Here is a 15,033-nt window from a genome sequence, read left to right as displayed (position 1 = left end):
AATCGCCAAACCTCGCCTCGGACGGGACTCAAGCCCGACTCAATGGCGCTCTACGAAGGGTTCGCGAAGCCTGGCCCTGCGACTCGTCGTCGCAGCGACACCATGACTCGCCAGGAACCCTTGCGAGTCTCAGGGATTCGACTTCGTGAGAGTCCTGTGGAGAGTCCTGTATTGAAACCCGGGCGCTCTGGTTAACGGCCGGATTCTCACCTATATCCCTTTGGTCGGCTCAGAAAACAGCCGACGCCCGCGGCCCCGCCCATCGAATATGGACCCGGTCCCGCCTGATGCGAACGGATGTTCCCATGCAGGTGTTCACCTTCTTCTGTGTCGAGTCGGACGGCTCGGTGCCGCGTTTCGACGTCACCCCTTGCCAGGACGATCAGGCCGCCCGCCGTCGCGCCGAACAGCTGGTCGGCGTCCATCGCGGCTGCGACACCGTCGAGGTCTGGCGCGGCGCCACCCGCCTGTTCGAAGTGACCTCGCACCACGTGGCCGCGGCCTAGGGCCGTACGAAGCGACAAGCGTCGCCGTCTCGACGCGCTATAGTCCAGGACTCGCTTCGCCGGAGTCCGCTTCATGACCGACGTCCCCGCCCGCCCCTCCGCSATCGCCGACGACAGCGGCCATGGCGGCGTGCAGATCCTCATCACCGCCGGCCCCGTCCGGTTCATGGGCGACCTGACGCCGGCCGACGGCGGACTGGACCTCGGCCCCAATCCCCACGACCTGGTCGCCGCGGGCCTGGCGGCCTGCACCACCCAGACGCTGCGGCTCTACGCCAAGCGCAAGGCCTGGCCCCTGGGCGCGGTGCATGTCGAGGTCACCTGGCGGCGCGAGCCCGGCTGGCTGCCGGCCGACGTCTTCGACCGCGTGATCACCCTGCACGGCGACCTGGACGACGCCCAGCGCGCCCGGCTGATGGAGATCGCCGAGGCATGCCCCGTGCACAAAATGCTGGTGGCGGGGTCGCGGGTGGTGACGACGGCGGCTTAGCGCCCCTTGGGCGGCGCCTAGTCCTTGATGCTCAAAGGCGGCAACCGGACATAACCCGGCGTCGTCCTTCCCCACAGCAGGATCAGCACCGGATAGATCAGCGCCGTGGCGAGGGCCAGGCCGCTGAACGCGAAGATGACCAGGGTCCAAAGACCGTGCTGGAGGATCGCGCCCGCGTCGGTGCGCCAATAGGCCCAGTAGTTGTCGGCGTGTCGCACGATGACATAGAGCCGCCCGTGCAGCAGGAGCTGGGCGAGATTGAACCCGGTGGGTCCCGCGAACAGCCCGCCGGCGAAGAACAGCCCGAACCATTCGCCGCCTTCGAGCCCGCGCGCATGCAGCCGGCGCAACAGACCCGGGCTCGCTCCATCTCGATCAGAACCCATAGAGCCCCGCGTACTCCGCGTCCTTCGCCGCGATCTGCCGGGCGCAGTCGACCATGACCTTGGCCTGCTTCCAGGTCGCGTCGTCCTGCATCTTGCCGTCCAGCATGGCCACCCCGGTCCCGTCGGGCATGGCCTCCAGGATCCGCTTGGCGAAGGCCACCTCGTCGGGAGCCGGCGAGAACACGCGCTTGGCGATCTCGATCTGGCTGGGGTGCAGGCTCCAGGCCCCGGCGCAGCCCATCAGGAAGGCGTTGCGGAACTGCTGCTCGCAGGCCACCGGGTCGTCGATGGCCCCGAACGGGCCGTAGAACGGCTTGATGCCGTGGGCGGCGCAGGCGTCGACCATCTTGGCGAAGGTGTAGTGCCACAGGTCCTGCTGCACCGAGACGCGGGGGCTCCCGTCGGCGTGCGGGTCCTCGATCACCCGATAACCCGGATGGCCGCCGCCCACGCGGGTGGTCTTCATGGCGCGGCTGGCGGCCAGGTCGGCGGGGCCCAGGCTGATGCCCTGCATGCGCGAGCTGGCCCCGGCGATCTGCTCGACATTCATCACGCCTTCCGCCGTCTCGAGGATGGCGTGCAGCAGGATCGGCCGGGTCACCCCGTGCTTGGCCTCCAGCGAGGCCAGCAGCTGATCCATGTAGAAGATATCCCACGGCCCCTCGACCTTGGGGACCATGATCACGTCGATGCGGTCGCCGGCCTTCTCGACCAGGGTCGCCACCTCGTCCAGGTGCCAGAGCGAGTTCAGGCAGTTGATCCGCACCCACAGGCCCACGCCCAGCGCCTTGAAGTCGGTCTCGCGGGCCATGGCGATCGCCCCGGCCAGGGCCGCGCCCTTGGCGTCGGCGGGGATGGCGTCCTCGAGGTTGGCCAGGATCACGTCGACGGTGGGGGCGATCTCGGGGACCTTGGYGCGCACCTTGTCCAGGTGCGGCGGCACGAAATGGATCATGCGCTCGACGCGGGCCGGCGGCTCGCGCCAGGGCGCGGGGGCCCCGATCGCCAGGGGTTTGAAAAAGCCTCGCGGGGTCTTCATGGCGCGCGTCCCTGGTTCTTTTCTTATTTCGCAGTTGCGAGAAGACTGCGGCGACGCGGAAACGGGGTCAAGTCGCGAAACCCCTCTCTCTTTTGAGAGAGGGAGGGGCCCGCCGCCGCAGGCGGTGGGAGGGTGAGAGGTTTCACCGTTGGCAGGCAAAGCTAGGACTTTTGAGCATCGCAAAGGCGTTCAGACCTCCACCGCGTGCGACCGCCGACAGACCTCGTCTTCGTCTGAGATAGATCCTGAGAAATTGTRACCACTCACCCTCCCACCGCTTCGCGGCGGGCCCCTCTCTCTCTCTATGAGAGAGGGGGATCACTTCGGCGGCGGCCCCTGCGTCGGCAGCGGCGGTTCCTCGGGGTCCTCGCGCTTGAGGTCCTCGGCGGCGTCGTTCTGCGAGGGGGCGGCCTTGGCCTTGGCCTTGCGGCCGGCGCGGGGCTCCAGCCGCAGGGCGGCGCGGGCGTCATCGCCCTCCTCGCMGAACACCCCGCGCAGGCGCAGGTCGCGCTGCGGATAGGGGATCTCGATCCCGGCCCCGCGCAGGGCGTCGTCGATAGCCCAGGTATAGGCCGCGAAGATCGCCGCCGGCCGGCGCACCGAGTCGACCGTGGGCCAGACCACCAGTTCGAACTTCAGCGTCGACTCGCCCCAGCCCACCAGCCAGACCTGGGCCTTGCGCGTGGCGTCGTCCGGCGCGGTGAACGACACCGAATGGGCCGCTTTCAGCACCGCCTCGCGCACCTTCTCCTTGTCGACCCCGAAGGCGGTGACGAACGGCACGCGGATGCGGCGGCTGGTGTGATGCAGGGTCCAGTTGATCACCTGCTCGTTGACCAGCACCGAGTTGGGCACGATCACGTCGGTGCTGTCGTTGGTGCGGATACGGGTCGAGCGGGGCCCGATCTCGTGCACCACGCCGCGCGAACCGTTCTGCAACTCGACGAAGTCGCCCACCGCCACCAGGCGCTCGAACATCAGCGAGATGCCCGAGGCGAAGTCCTTGACCAGCCCCTGCAGGCCCAGGCCCGCGCCCACGCCCAGAGCCCCGGCGAACACCGCCAGTGACGTCAGGTTCACGCCCATCACCGACAGGGCGATCAGCAGGCCGATGATCCGCAGGCCGTAGTTGCTGAGGCGCTCGACGATGTACAGCGACGGCGCCCCGACCACGGACCGCTCGCGCAGCCGACGCAGGCCCGACGCCACGAAGCGCGACAGGTAGACCGACGCCACCACGATCACGATCGCGGCGGCCACCCCGCCCAGGGTGATCGTGGTCTTGCCCAGCTTGACCAGCTCGATCTCGTCGGGGCGGGTGAAGGGGATGGGCGACATGGGGCGGAGTGTGGGGGCGCCGAACGGCGGGGATCAACCCCCTGAAACCCTCGGCTCAGCGGCGGCCCTGGCGGAGCCCGCATGAGCTGGGGACATGCCCTTGCGGCGTGTCCCCAACAGATGCGGCGCGAGACTTGGGGACACGCCACAAGGGCATGTCCCCGGTCGGACTCTTACCGCCCCACCATCGCCAGGCCCGCCGGCGTGTAGCGCTCGCCCTCGACGGCCGTCTCCGGCACGGCCGCGGCGATCCTCGCCAGGTCCTCGCTCGACAGGGCCACGTCCACCGCGCCGACGTTCTCTTCCAGCCGGCCGATCTTGGTCGTGCCGGGGATCGGGGCGATGTCAGGACCCTGGTGGAGGATCCAGGCCAGGGCCAGCTGGGCCGGGGTGACCCCCTTGTCGGCGGCGATCGCCGTCAGGGCCTCGACCAGCGACAGGTTCTTGGCCATGGCCTCGCCCTGGAAGCGCGGCAGGGCGCGGCGGAAGTCGTTGTCGCCCAGCGGCGCGTCGGCCTTGATCGCGCCGGTCAGGAAGCCGCGGCCCAGCGGGCTGTAGGGCACCAGGCCGATCCCCAGCTCGCGCAGCACCGGCAGGGTGTCGGCCTCCAGCTCGCGGAACCACAGCGAATACTCGCTCTGCAGGGCCGCCACCGGCTGGACGGCGTGGGCCCGGCGGATGGTTTCGGGACCGGCCTCGGACAGGCCGAAGTGCTTGACCTTACCCTCGGCGATCAGGTCCTTGACCGTGCCGGCCACGTCCTCGATCGGCACGTTGGGGTCGACGCGGTGCTGGTACAGCAGGTCGATCACCTCGACGCCCAGGCGCTTGAGCGAGGCCTCGGCGACCTCGCGGATGTGCTCGGGACGGCTGTCGGTGCCGCGCATGCGCGAGAAGCCCTCGCCCGAGCCTTCCGGTGCGATGTCGAAGCCGAACTTGGTGGCGATCACCACCTTGCCGCGGAACGGCTTGAGGCCCTCGCCGACCAGCACCTCGTTCAGATAGGGGCCGTAGACCTCGGCGGTGTCGAAGAAGGTCACGCCCAGGTCCACCGCCCGGGCCAGCACCTTGAAGGCGTCGGCCTTGTCCAGCGCCGTGCCGTAGACCTGGCCCATCCCCATGCAGCCGAGACCGATGGCCGAGACTTCCAGCCCGTCGCCGAGTTTGCGCGTCTTCATGAGGAGCTCCTGATCTTGAGTGTCGCGTGGGAAGGCCCGCCTTCCACGGGGGAAGATGGGGACCTCAGGACCCGACGATAAGAGCGCGAAATCGACGACGCAGGAATGGGCAAGAGGTTTGCCGGATCGAGCAAACCTATCCGTCGAACGGCGTCGCCAGGAAGGCCGGCGTGGTCTCGGCCTGCTCCGTCAGCGCCGCGAGGGCCGGGCAGGTCGCCGCGTCGATCGAGCCCGGCAGGGTGCGGATCGCGAAGGTCCAGACCACCGCGCAGGTCACCCAGGCCTGGGAGCCCTCGAAGCCCGGCGGCGGCGCGGCGACCTCTGCCTCCAGCAGGCGCCAGGCTTCCGCCAGCTGCCCGCGCACCCGCTCGACCCACGGCCCGTGCTGCTTGTCTTCGGGACGCAGGTTGAATTCGTAGACCAGCGAGACGGTCTTCTCGCTGGCGGCCAGGGCCAGGCCCAGGATCCGCTGGGCGCGCGCGTGGTCGGCCAGGTCGGCCGGGCCCAGGCTCCGCCCGGCCAGGCGCTCCAGGTGCTCGAGGATCAGGCCGGAGTCCATCAGCACCACGCCGTCGTCGGTCACCAGGGTCGGCGCCTTCACGACGGGATTGATCGCCGCGAAGGTGTCGTAATGGCGGAACACCGACACCGCCTCGTGCTCGAACGGCAGGCCCAGCAGGCGGGCCGAGATGGCCACGCGGCGGACGTACGGCGAGTCCAGCATCCCGATCAGTCGCATGGTCGATCCTCTTCGCTAGGCCGCGGCGCGCGCGGCGAACCAGGGCGTGATCCGCCGCAGCGCCTCCTCCACCTCCGCCGTCGACACCGCGAAGCTGAAGCGGATGAACCGCCGGCCGTCGACCGGGTCGAAGTCGACGCCGGGGGCGGTGGCCACGCCCGTGTCGCGCAGCAGCCGCTCGCAGAAGGCCAGGCTGTCGTCGGTCAGGTGGCCGATGTCGGCGTAGATGTAGAAAGCCCCGTCCGGCGGGGCGATCGAGCCCAGGCCCAGGGCCGGCAGGGCGTCCAGCAGCAGGGCGCGGTTGGCGCGGTAGACGTCCAGGTGGCCTTCCAGCTCGTCCAGGCAGTCCATGGCGACCAGGCCCGCGTGCTGGCTCAGCGAGGGCGGGGTCAGGAAGAGGTTGCCCATGAAGGCCCGGGCCCGCTGGACCTGGTCCGGCGGCACGACCACCCAGCCCAGCCGCCAGGCGGCCATGCTGAAGTACTTGGAGAAGCTGTTGACGATCAGGGCGTTGGGCTCGAAGGCCAGCATCGAGCGGGCCGGCTCGCCGTAGCTGAGGCCGTGATAGATCTCGTCGGAGACCACCCGGATGCCGCGCGCGCGGCAGACCTGCGCGATGGCCTCCAACTCGGCGGCGGGAATGATGGTGCCGGTCGGATTGGCCGGGCTGGCGATGATCACCCCAGCCGGGGCGGGCTCGATGGCGGCCAGGTGGGCGGCGGTCAGCTGGAAGCGGCTCTCGGCCCCGCAGGCGATCTCGACCGGCTCCAGGTTCAGGGCCTTCAGCGTGTTGCGGTAGGCCACATAGCCCGGCCGGGCCAGGGCGACGCGGTCGCCGGGTTGGAAGTTCGAGGCCAGGGCCAGCACCAGGGCCGGCGAGGCGCCGCAGGTCAGGATGATCCGCTCGGGATCGACGCTCACGCCGTCCAGGTCGGCGTAGCGCTTGGCGATCGCCGCCTTCAGCAGCGGGCTCTCCCAATAGCCCATGCCGTCGGTGTCCAGCACGTGGTGGGCCTTGGCGATGGCCGCCTGGGGCGCGCCCGTCGACGGCTGGCCGAACTCCATGTGGATGATCGACCGCCCCTCCGCCTTCATCTGGTGGGCCAGACGGCTGATGGCGATGGCGTGGAAGGGTTCGATGTCGGAAGCGGCCATGCAGCGTAACTAGTGCGCGGCGGCGGGGGCGGCAACGGCGGCGTTGTCGGCGCCGGGCAAATGGTCTAGCTCGGTCGGCCAGGAACCGGGGGGACCGTCCGTGACGAAGAAGAAGATCTACACGTCCAAGAGCCCGACCCGCCGCGCCAAGGGCGCGGCCTTCGGCCTCTGGGTCCACCTGGTCGGCGCGGCCGCCTACGGCGCGACCACCGTCTGGCAGCTGAGCTATCTGCTCGGACTGGATCCGGACGCGAGCCTGCCGGCCGACTATCTGGGCAGCGAGTCGCCCGCCTTCATCCTGAGCTTCGGCCTGTCGGCGATCGTCTATCTGTTCTCGCTGCCGCTCTATCTGGTGCTGTTCCTGATGTGGGTCCACCGCACCAACCGCAACGCCCACGTCCTGGCGCCCAGCTTCGACATGTCGCCCGCCTGGGCCGTCGGTTGGTTCTTCGTGCCCATCGCCTCCCTGGTCAAACCGTTCGAGGGCCTGGAGAAGACCTGGAACATCAGCACCGACCCCACCCGCTGGCGTTCGCGGGATACGCCGGCCCTGCTGCGCGTATGGTGGGGCCTGTTCCTGGCGACCAACTTCGTCGGCCTGGCCAGCGGCGTCGCCGCCAGGACCGAGACCGCCGGCGGCCAGTCGATGGCCGCGTTCCTGACGGTCGGGACCATGGCGACCGTCATCGCCAGTTCGATCACCTCGCTCATGCTGGTGCGCCAGCTGACCCAGCGCCAGATCACGGCCCTGAGCACCGTCGCCTTCGACTAGCCCGCCGGCCTTTACCTCCGAGGTCATCGCCTCCGGACGCTTCCCGCGCGAGGCTCCATCGTCCACGACGAGGAGCCTCGCCATGCCCGCCTACCCCCAGGGCGCCCCGATCCTGGTCCCCGGCTGCGATCCCGACCACAAGGGCGCCGGCCTGCTGGCGGCCGCGTGAGGCCGGCTGTTCGTCGAAAAGCGCGGGCCGATGTCGGAACCGGCGCGCCTTGATCGTCCTTCGCTCGACAACCGTTCAACGGAGGCCAAGCCCGTGCAGAAGATCACCCCGTTCCTGTGGTTCGACACCCAGGCCGAAGAAGCCGCGAACTTCTACGTCTCGCTGTTCCCCAACTCGAAGATCAAGAATATCGCCCGCTATCCCAGCGACTCCCAGCCCCCGGCGGGACCGCCCGGCAAGGTGATGACCGTCGACTTCGAGCTGGACGGCCAGGCCTACACCGCCCTGAACGGCGGCCCGCACTTCACCTTCACCGAGGCGGTGTCGTTCATGGTCCACTGCGCCGACCAGGCCGAGGTCGATCGCTACTGGGACGCCCTGACCGCCGACGGCGGCAAGGAGAGCCAGTGCGGCTGGCTGAAGGACAAGTACGGCCTGTCCTGGCAGATCGTGCCGCAGCAGCTGATGGACCTCTATTCCAGCCCCGACAAGGCGGCCGTCGGCCGGATGTTCGCCGCCATGATGAAGATGGTGAAGCTGGACATGCCCAGGCTGAAGGCCGCTTTTGACGGCGAGACCGCGGCCTGAGGCCGGCGATCGCGGATTTCAATCGATAGAGGAGACTGAGGGTGGGTCGTGTCAGAGTCGCGGGGTTCTCCCTGTCGCTGGATGGGTTCGGAGCGGGCCCGGATCAGAGCCTCGAGGATCCGCTGGGCAAGCGCGGGACCGAGCTCCATTCCTGGTTCTTCGGGACCAAGACCTTCCAGGCCATGTTCGGCCGGGGCGGCGGCTCCGAAGGCGTGGACGAGACGTTCGCCCACCGCTCGATGGACGGCTTCGGGGCCTTCATCCTGGGCCGCAACATGTTCGGTMCCAGTCGCGGGGAATGGCCGGACGACGGCTGGAAGGGCTGGTGGGGCKACAATCCGCCCTATCACGCGCCGACCTTCATCCTGACGCGCCACGCCCGCGAGCCGCTCGTCATGGAGGGCGGCACCACCTTCCACTTCGTGACGGACGGAATCCACGCCGCGCTTGAACGCGCCCGCGAGGCGGCCGGAGACCTCGACGTCAAGATCGGCGGCGGGGTCTCGACCGTCCGCCAGTACCTGCGGGCCGGGCTGATCGACGAGCTGCACCTGGCGATCTCGCCCGTCCTGCTGGGGCGCGGCGAGGCCCTGTTCGAAGGCCTGGACCTGCCCACCCTCGGCTATCGGGTGACGGACTCCGTCGCCACGGAGCTGGCGACGCACGTCGTGATCGGGCGCGAGACGGGCGGCTAGGCCTTCTTCACGAACTCGGTCCGCAGGACCAGGCCTTTCACCTTGTCGATATTGGCCTCGATCTCGTCGGGGTCGCCGGTCAGGCGGATCTTCTTGACCAGGGTCCCGCGCTTCAGCGTCACGCCGCCCGAACCCTTGACCTTGAGGTCCTTGATCAGGGTGACGTTGTCGCCGTCGGCCAGGATCGCGCCGTTGCTGTCGCGGGTTTCGTCCGACATGGGGGTCTCCTGAAAGGTGGGGTGCTTAGCAGGGAGCAGCCCCTCTTGTCATGCCGCGCCTGAAGGTGGGGACACACACTCACCCCACGGCTTCGCCAATCCTGGAACCGACGGGGCCGTGAGTGTGTGGCCCCCGCTTCGCCCGCGACCTACCCCTTCTTGGCCAGCGGATGCTTGGACTTCACCACCTGGGCCAGGTGGTCKCCGGCCACGTGGGTGTAGATCTGGGTGGTGGCGATGTCGGCGTGGCCCAGCAGGGTCTGGATGACGCGCAGGTCGGCGCCGCCTTCCAGCAGATGGGTGGCGAAGGCGTGGCGCAGGACGTGGGGGCTGACGGTCTCGCGGTCGAGGCCGGCGGCGATGGCGGCGTCCTCGAGCAATTGCGAGACCCGCCGCGCGGTCAGCTTTCCGCCCTTGCCGCGCGAGGGGAACATCCAGGGGCTGTCCTTCACGCCCTTTGGCAGGAATTGCGGCCTTGCCTCCAAATAGGCCTTCACCGCCGTGCGGGCGGCGTCGTTCAGCGGGGCCAGCCGCTCCTTGCCGCCCTTGCCCTTGACCATCAGGAAGGCCGGGTCGCGGGCCAGGGCCGCAAGGGGCAGGTTCAGCAGTTCCGAAATCCGCAGGCCCGAGGCGTAGAGCAGCTCGATCATGCAGGCCAGGCGCAGGCCCTGGCCGCCGTCCTTGGCGGCCGCCGCCGCGATCAGGCGCTCGACCGCGTCGCGCGACAGCACCTTGGGCAGGGGCCGGCCGGCCCTGGGGGCCTCGACCCGACGCGAGGGGTCGTCGTCGCGCCAGCCCTCGCCCAGCACGAAACGGTAGAACTGGCGCAGGGCCGAGCGGCGGCGGGCGGCGGTGGCCGGCGACAGGCCGCGCGCGCCCAGGTCGGCGAAATAGGCCTCAACGCCTTCCGCCGTGGCCCCGTCCAGGTCGCCGCGCGAGGCCAGGAACAGGCGGGCGTCGGCCAGGTCCTTCTCGTAGGCGGTCAGGGTGTTGCGGGCGGCCGCGCGCTCGACGGCCATCATCTCGAGGAAGGCGTCGATCCATCCGGATGCGGAAGCGCTCATTTCACCTGCAGCGCCAGCAGCCCCTCCACGGCGAAGGCGCGGGCGTCGGCCTCCAGCCCGGCCTTGAGCAGGGCGCGGACCAGGCGGGCGCGGTCGACCGGACCGGGGCCGGACGGACCAGCGTCGGCGGCGATCGACAGGGCCAGCAGGGCCGCCTCGCCCTGGCGGCCAGCGGTGGCGGCGTCGTCCAGCACGGCCAGCCGCCCGGCCGTGGCGGCGGGCTTGCCGGGATCGAAGGTGGCGAACCGGGCCCGGGCCTCGGCGTCCATCGGCGCGCCGAACGCGGCCAGGATCAGGGCGGCCGGCTGGGCGGGCGACTTGGCGCCGCCCTGGACCCCGCGCTCGACCAGGCCGTCCAGGACCTGGGCGTCCTTCCTGCCCTCGGCCGCGGCCAGGGTCGCGTCCAGCAGGGCCAGGTCCTGGGTCGTCGCGCCGGGGACGGTGTCGCCGGTCAGCTTGGCGCGGAGGGCCTGGGCCGTGGCCAGGTCGCCGGCGGCCAGGGCGGCGCGGGCCAGCAGCACCGGGTCCTCCAGCGGCGCGCCGGCGCCGACCAGGGCGGCGATCGTCGGCTGCGAGACCTTGGCGGCGTCGGTGAAGGCGGCCAGGCCCTTGGCGCCGCGCAGGGCGGCCAGGACCTGGGTCTGGGCGGCGGTCAGGTCGGCCGGGACCTCGACCGGCTTGAGGGCCGGCTTCAGGGCGGGCGCGGCGCTGGCGATCGCGGCGGCCGACGACAGGTCCAGCCCCAGCTTGCGCGACAGGGCGTAGTTGACGCCGTTCCGCAGATTGGCCGCCCCGGCCGGCGAGCCCGACAGGAGGGCGTTCATCAGCCGGACGTAGTCGGCGTCCTTGGTCTGCTGGACGGCCAGGCTGAGGGTCAGCTGGGCGGCGTCGTGCTGATCGCCGATCGCCTGGCAGAAGGCCCGCAGCCGCAGCCAGTAGGGCCCGCCCCGGTCGGCGGTGAGCGCGTCGCCGATCCTGCAGGCCTTTTCGTCGGCGCCGGTCATCAGGGCCGCCTCGGCCGCGGCCATCGACAGCGGGGCGCTGGCGGCCACGCCGGGCGCGCGGTCCAGCACGGCGTCGGCGCCCTTGGCCTCGCCCAGGGCGATCAGGGCCAGGGCCCGGGTCGCGCCCAGTTCGGGATCGTCGCCCATGCCGGCCGGGGCGTTGGCGCCGGTGGACAGCACCCGCCGCGCCAGGCCGGCGGTCGCCGGCGACAGCGGCTTGGCGGCCAGCTTCGGCAGGGCGTCCTGGGCCACGCCCGGCGAGGCGTCCTTCCAGAGGTCGGCCGACAGCCCCGTCTCGGCGGCGGAGGCCGAGAACAGGTCCGGCGCGGCCAGGGACTGGACCTGCACCTGGGACCAGGCGGCCGGGGCCGCGGTCAGGGCCGCCGCCAAACCGAGGGCCAGGGGGGCGAGGGCCGAACAGGTCGTGAGTCGCTTGGAAGGAGCCATGGTTCAACTATGCCGCAGGACAGGGGTTGGCGAAACTTTTCGCCCTGCGGAACACCCTGGGCGCGGCTTTGGTCCAAACCTTGGCGGGAGGCCTCGCCGTCGTGTAAACCGCCAGCAGGCCCATGACCGACGATCCCGCCCCCTCCCGTTCCGACCCGCCGGGTCACGACCCCAAGGCCGCCCTGCGCCGCAAGACGATCGTGCTGGTGGGGCTGATGGGCGTGGGCAAGTCCAGCGTCGGCCGCCGCCTGGCCGCGGCCCTGGACCTGCCGTTCCGCGACGCCGACAACGAGGTCGAGGCCGCCGCCGGCCGCTCGATCCCCGAGATCTTCGCCGAGATGGGCGAGCCGGCCTTCCGCGACGGCGAGCGGCGGGTGATCGCCCGGCTCCTGGACGAGGCGCCGCACGTGCTGGCCACCGGCGGCGGGGCCTTCGTCAACGCCGAGACCCGCGCTCTGATCAAGTCCAAGGCGATCGCTGTCTGGCTGAAGGCCGACCTGGAGCTCTTGACCCGTCGCGTGGGCCGCAAGGAGGGTCGGCCCCTGCTCAAGAACCGCGACCCGATGGAGGTGCTGCGCGAGCACGCCGCCGCCCGCTATCCCGCCTATGGCGAGGCCCACCTGACGGTCGAGACCGGCGACACCGCCCACGGCGTGGCGGTCGAGGCCGTGATCCAGGCCCTCAAAAGCCATTTGGAGGCCCACCTGCAACCGTCCGAAAGTGAAGTCGAGTGATCACCACCATCCCCGTGGGCCTGGGCGCGCGCGCCTATGACGTGGTCGTCGGCACGGGCCTGATCGACCGGGCGGGCAAGCGCATCGCGCCGCTGCTCAAGCGCAAGCGGGTGGCCATCGTCACCGACACCATCGTCGGCGAGCACCACGGCGAGCGCCTGGCCAACGCCCTGGAGCACGCGGGCGTGGCGACCGACGTGATCCTGGTGCCGCCCGGCGAGGAGACCAAGAGCTTCGAGGGCCTGGCCGACCTCTCGGACAAGCTGCTGGCCCTGAACCTGGAGCGCGGCGACATGGTCGTGGCGTTCGGCGGCGGCGTCGTGGGCGACCTGACCGGCTTCGCCGCGGCGATCTACAAGCGCGGCATCGACTTCATCCAGATCCCCACCACCCTGCTGGCCCAGGTGGATTCGTCCGTGGGCGGAAAGACCGCCATCGACACCCCGCGCGGCAAGAACCTGATCGGCGCCTTCCACCAGCCGCGCCTGGTGCTGGCCGACCTGGACATCCTGGCCACCCTGCCCGCCCGCGAGCTGGCCTGCGGCTACGCCGAGATCATCAAGTACGGCCTGCTGGGCGACTTCGCCTTCTTCGAGTGGCTGGAGGCCAACGTCCACGCGGTGCTGGAACGCGACACCTCGGCCCTGGTCCGCGCCGTCGGCCGCTCGGTGGAGATGAAGGCCGAGATCGTCGCCGAGGACGAGAAGGAGGCCGGCCGCCGGGCCTTGCTGAACCTGGGCCACACCTTCGGCCACGCGGTCGAGGGCGAGATGGGCTTCGGCGACGCGCTCAAGCACGGCGAGGCCGTGGGGCTGGGCATGGCCCAGGCCTTCCGCTTCTCGGCGCGCCAGGGCCTGTGCTCCAGCCAGGACGCCGTCCGCGCCGAGGCCGCCATCAAGGCCGCCGGCCTGCCGACCAGGCTGTCGGACATCCGCCCCGAGCCGTTCAGCGCCGACGCCCTGATCGCCCACAGCGCCCAGGACAAGAAGGCCGAGGGCGGGCTGCTGACCTTCATCCTGGTGCGCGGCATCGGCGACGCCTTCGTGGCCAAGGACGTGGACCGCGCGGCGCTGCGGGCGTTCCTGATCGAGGAAGGCGCGGTCTAGGGCGTCTCCGCTACCGCCGATGTCCTCGGCCGCGCCGACAACGGACATCGTGGTCGTCCATTCGGGCGGCTATCGACCTTCCGACGGCGACATGACGCGTCGCGCCAGGTGATTGACCGTCATCGCCTTCAACCCCGTCCAGAACGCGCAATAGTCGCGCCAGATGTCCAGCACGACGCCGGCGCCGTGGCGGTAGGGCGCGGGCGTGCCGATGCGCATGGCCTGCTGCGGCGCGTCGCGCCACGTGTTGAACAAKCGGTCCCAGATCGGCAGGAGGCCCAGGTTGATCGGCATCCGATTGAGGCTGTGATGCAGCCGGTGATGCAGCGGCGACTGCACGATCCAGCGGCCGACCCAGCCGAAGTTGGACTCGATGCGCGAGTGGACCAGCAACCGGATCACGATCACCGCCAGCCCCACATAGGCCAGGGCCTCGGGGTCGCAGGCCAGAAAGACGCCCGGCAGGACGGCGCCGACCACGGCGGTGAACATCGCCGGGTGAATCCGCGCGGCCGTCAGGACCGAGAACGACTCCGCGCTGTGATGGAAGCGGTGCAGCGGCCAGAATATCCTGGAGTGGTCCAACCGATGGCTCCAGTAGTCGAACAGGGTGTAGAGCAGGAACAGCACGACGGCCTGGAACGCCAGGGGCGCGCCGGCGATGCTGAGCTTGAGCCCGGTCGCGTGGGCCAGCACCTGCCTTAGCCCCTCGCCCGACACATAGGCGAAGCCAAGGCTCATGATCGCCGTGACCAGGGTCCAGACCGGAGCCATCTGGAACAGGTAGCAGGCCACGTCCGACCAGCCCGAGGCGGTGCGCTCGACAAGAAGGTGGCGCACCGAGCTCTGGGCCCAGCCGGTGCAGAGATATTCGATGAAGAAGATCGACGGCAGCAGCAGGCTGATCTCGACCGTCCGGTCGATCACGCGCCGATGCACCTCGCTCACGCGGTGGACGTGCCCGAACAGCTTCAGGGTCAGGATGTCGGGAACCAGGTGGTTCAGCGCCCACCAGCCCAGCAGGAGCAACGCCAGATGGGCGGCGACAAGCGACAGGGCGATAGGATGCAGCGCCCTGCGGATCGGCGCGCCGATGGAGTCCGACGCCCTCGCGACGCGGGTTTGCCCTGCCTGATCCACTCGCCTAGCCCCGCCCCAAGCCCTTGACGCCTACATGCCACGACAGGTTGAGCCATTTGGCCTAAGGACAGGTTGACGCGGGGCATGTTGCGCGTTTCGGCCGACGTCGGCGGCGGATCGCCATCGCCAAGCCTTGTCGGCCCGGGGTGACGCCCGCCGTCGCGGCGCCGAGCCGCCCTGACCGCCCGATATCGCAAAAAAGGCGGGTCCGGAGACCCGCCAGGGCGCTCGGGGAACGAGCGTGGCGAGACGGCGAGGCCGAGGG

Annotated in this window: 17 protein-coding genes; 7 read left to right on the top strand and 10 right to left on the bottom strand. The window is 70.3% G+C overall.

Translation table 11 applies throughout. From position 1 onward, the window contains the following. Positions 1 to 305: 305 nt before the first annotated feature. Both AC1U89_RS04350 and AC1U89_RS04345 read left to right on the top strand, forming a co-directional pair. On the top strand, positions 306 to 506 hold the full coding sequence (locus tag AC1U89_RS04350) for a hypothetical protein (protein WP_479898503.1): 201 nt from the start codon (positions 306 to 308) through the stop codon (positions 504 to 506). A 73-nt stretch (positions 507 to 579) separates the two neighbouring features. Further along, the gene (locus tag AC1U89_RS04345; protein WP_479898502.1) at positions 580 to 996 is read left to right on the top strand and encodes an OsmC family protein; all 417 of its coding nucleotides are present in this window, start codon (positions 580 to 582) and stop codon (positions 994 to 996) included. Between the two features lie 17 nt (positions 997 to 1,013). On the opposite strand, the gene AC1U89_RS04340 is transcribed toward AC1U89_RS04345, so the two are convergent. The 6 genes from AC1U89_RS04340 to AC1U89_RS04315 all read right to left on the bottom strand — a co-directional run bounded on the left by AC1U89_RS04340 (position 1,014) and on the right by AC1U89_RS04315 (position 6,831). Continuing rightward, positions 1,014 to 1,346 carry a hypothetical protein gene (locus AC1U89_RS04340; protein WP_479898501.1) on the bottom strand — a complete coding sequence of 111 codons (333 nt, stop codon included), beginning with the start codon at positions 1,344 to 1,346 and terminating at the stop codon, positions 1,014 to 1,016. Positions 1,347 to 1,371: 25 nt separating this feature from the next. Then, positions 1,372 to 2,421 (bottom strand): HpcH/HpaI aldolase/citrate lyase family protein, encoded by a 1,050-nt coding sequence (locus AC1U89_RS04335; RefSeq protein WP_479898500.1) that lies wholly within the window; start codon positions 2,419 to 2,421, stop codon positions 1,372 to 1,374. Positions 2,422 to 2,739: 318 nt separating this feature from the next. Further along, positions 2,740 to 3,759, bottom strand: coding sequence for a mechanosensitive ion channel family protein (locus AC1U89_RS04330; RefSeq protein WP_479898499.1), 1,020 nt, complete (start codon positions 3,757 to 3,759; stop codon positions 2,740 to 2,742). A 173-nt stretch (positions 3,760 to 3,932) separates the two neighbouring features. Beyond that, positions 3,933 to 4,937, bottom strand: a complete 1,005-nt coding sequence (locus AC1U89_RS04325) for an aldo/keto reductase (RefSeq protein WP_479898498.1) — start codon at positions 4,935 to 4,937, stop codon at positions 3,933 to 3,935. Positions 4,938 to 5,073: 136 nt separating this feature from the next. Next, on the bottom strand, positions 5,074 to 5,676 hold the full coding sequence (locus tag AC1U89_RS04320; protein WP_479898497.1) for a glutathione S-transferase family protein: 603 nt from the start codon (positions 5,674 to 5,676) through the stop codon (positions 5,074 to 5,076). A gap of 15 nt (positions 5,677 to 5,691) precedes the next feature. Further along, positions 5,692 to 6,831 (bottom strand): aminotransferase class I/II-fold pyridoxal phosphate-dependent enzyme, encoded by a 1,140-nt coding sequence (locus AC1U89_RS04315; RefSeq protein WP_479898496.1) that lies wholly within the window; start codon positions 6,829 to 6,831, stop codon positions 5,692 to 5,694. A 100-nt stretch (positions 6,832 to 6,931) separates the two neighbouring features. On the opposite strand from AC1U89_RS04315, the gene AC1U89_RS04310 reads away from it, so the two are divergent. The 3 genes from AC1U89_RS04310 (at position 6,932) to AC1U89_RS04300 (ending at position 9,055) form a co-directional block, all read left to right on the top strand. Then, positions 6,932 to 7,603 (top strand): DUF4328 domain-containing protein, encoded by a 672-nt coding sequence (locus AC1U89_RS04310; RefSeq protein ID WP_479898495.1) that lies wholly within the window; start codon positions 6,932 to 6,934, stop codon positions 7,601 to 7,603. 262 nt (positions 7,604 to 7,865) lie between these two features. Continuing rightward, positions 7,866 to 8,360, top strand: a complete 495-nt coding sequence (locus tag AC1U89_RS04305) for a VOC family protein (RefSeq protein ID WP_479898494.1) — start codon at positions 7,866 to 7,868, stop codon at positions 8,358 to 8,360. A gap of 41 nt (positions 8,361 to 8,401) precedes the next feature. After that, positions 8,402 to 9,055: a dihydrofolate reductase family protein gene (locus AC1U89_RS04300; RefSeq protein ID WP_479898493.1), complete on the top strand. Its 654-nt coding sequence runs from the start codon at positions 8,402 to 8,404 to the stop codon at positions 9,053 to 9,055. Here AC1U89_RS04300 and AC1U89_RS04295 read toward each other — a convergent pair. From AC1U89_RS04295 to AC1U89_RS04285, 3 genes are all read right to left on the bottom strand, one after another. Continuing rightward, positions 9,052 to 9,273, bottom strand: a complete 222-nt coding sequence (locus AC1U89_RS04295; protein WP_479898492.1) for an alkylphosphonate utilization protein — start codon at positions 9,271 to 9,273, stop codon at positions 9,052 to 9,054. The two genes, AC1U89_RS04300 and AC1U89_RS04295, sit on opposite strands and share 4 nt — an antisense overlap. 149 nt (positions 9,274 to 9,422) lie before the next feature. After that, positions 9,423 to 10,337 (bottom strand): site-specific tyrosine recombinase XerD, encoded by a 915-nt coding sequence (locus tag AC1U89_RS04290; RefSeq protein WP_479898490.1) that lies wholly within the window; start codon positions 10,335 to 10,337, stop codon positions 9,423 to 9,425. Beyond that, a complete protein-coding gene (locus AC1U89_RS04285; protein WP_479898488.1) occupies positions 10,334 to 11,788 on the bottom strand; it encodes a hypothetical protein in 1,455 nt (484 codons plus the stop codon). The genes AC1U89_RS04290 and AC1U89_RS04285 overlap by 4 nt, the downstream gene beginning before the upstream one ends. Positions 11,789 to 11,910: 122 nt before the next feature. Between AC1U89_RS04285 and AC1U89_RS04280 the strand changes: the two genes are divergently transcribed. Beyond that, entirely contained in the window at positions 11,911 to 12,522 is a 612-nt protein-coding gene (locus AC1U89_RS04280) for a shikimate kinase (protein WP_479898486.1), read from the top strand. Beyond that, entirely contained in the window at positions 12,519 to 13,628 is a 1,110-nt protein-coding gene (gene aroB, locus AC1U89_RS04275) for a 3-dehydroquinate synthase (RefSeq protein ID WP_479898485.1), read from the top strand. Before AC1U89_RS04280 ends, aroB begins: the two co-directional genes overlap by 4 nt. Before the next feature lie 69 nt (positions 13,629 to 13,697). On the opposite strand, the gene AC1U89_RS04270 is transcribed toward aroB, so the two are convergent. Further along, on the bottom strand, positions 13,698 to 14,768 hold the full coding sequence (locus tag AC1U89_RS04270) for a sterol desaturase family protein (RefSeq protein ID WP_479898483.1): 1,071 nt from the start codon (positions 14,766 to 14,768) through the stop codon (positions 13,698 to 13,700). Positions 14,769 to 15,033: the final 265 nt, after the last annotated feature.

The sequence above is a fragment of the Caulobacter sp. 05T431 genome, from assembly GCF_056665975.1.
The sequence above is the reverse complement of the archived record's forward strand: the minus strand, read 5'-3'. Positions and strand labels throughout refer to the sequence as shown.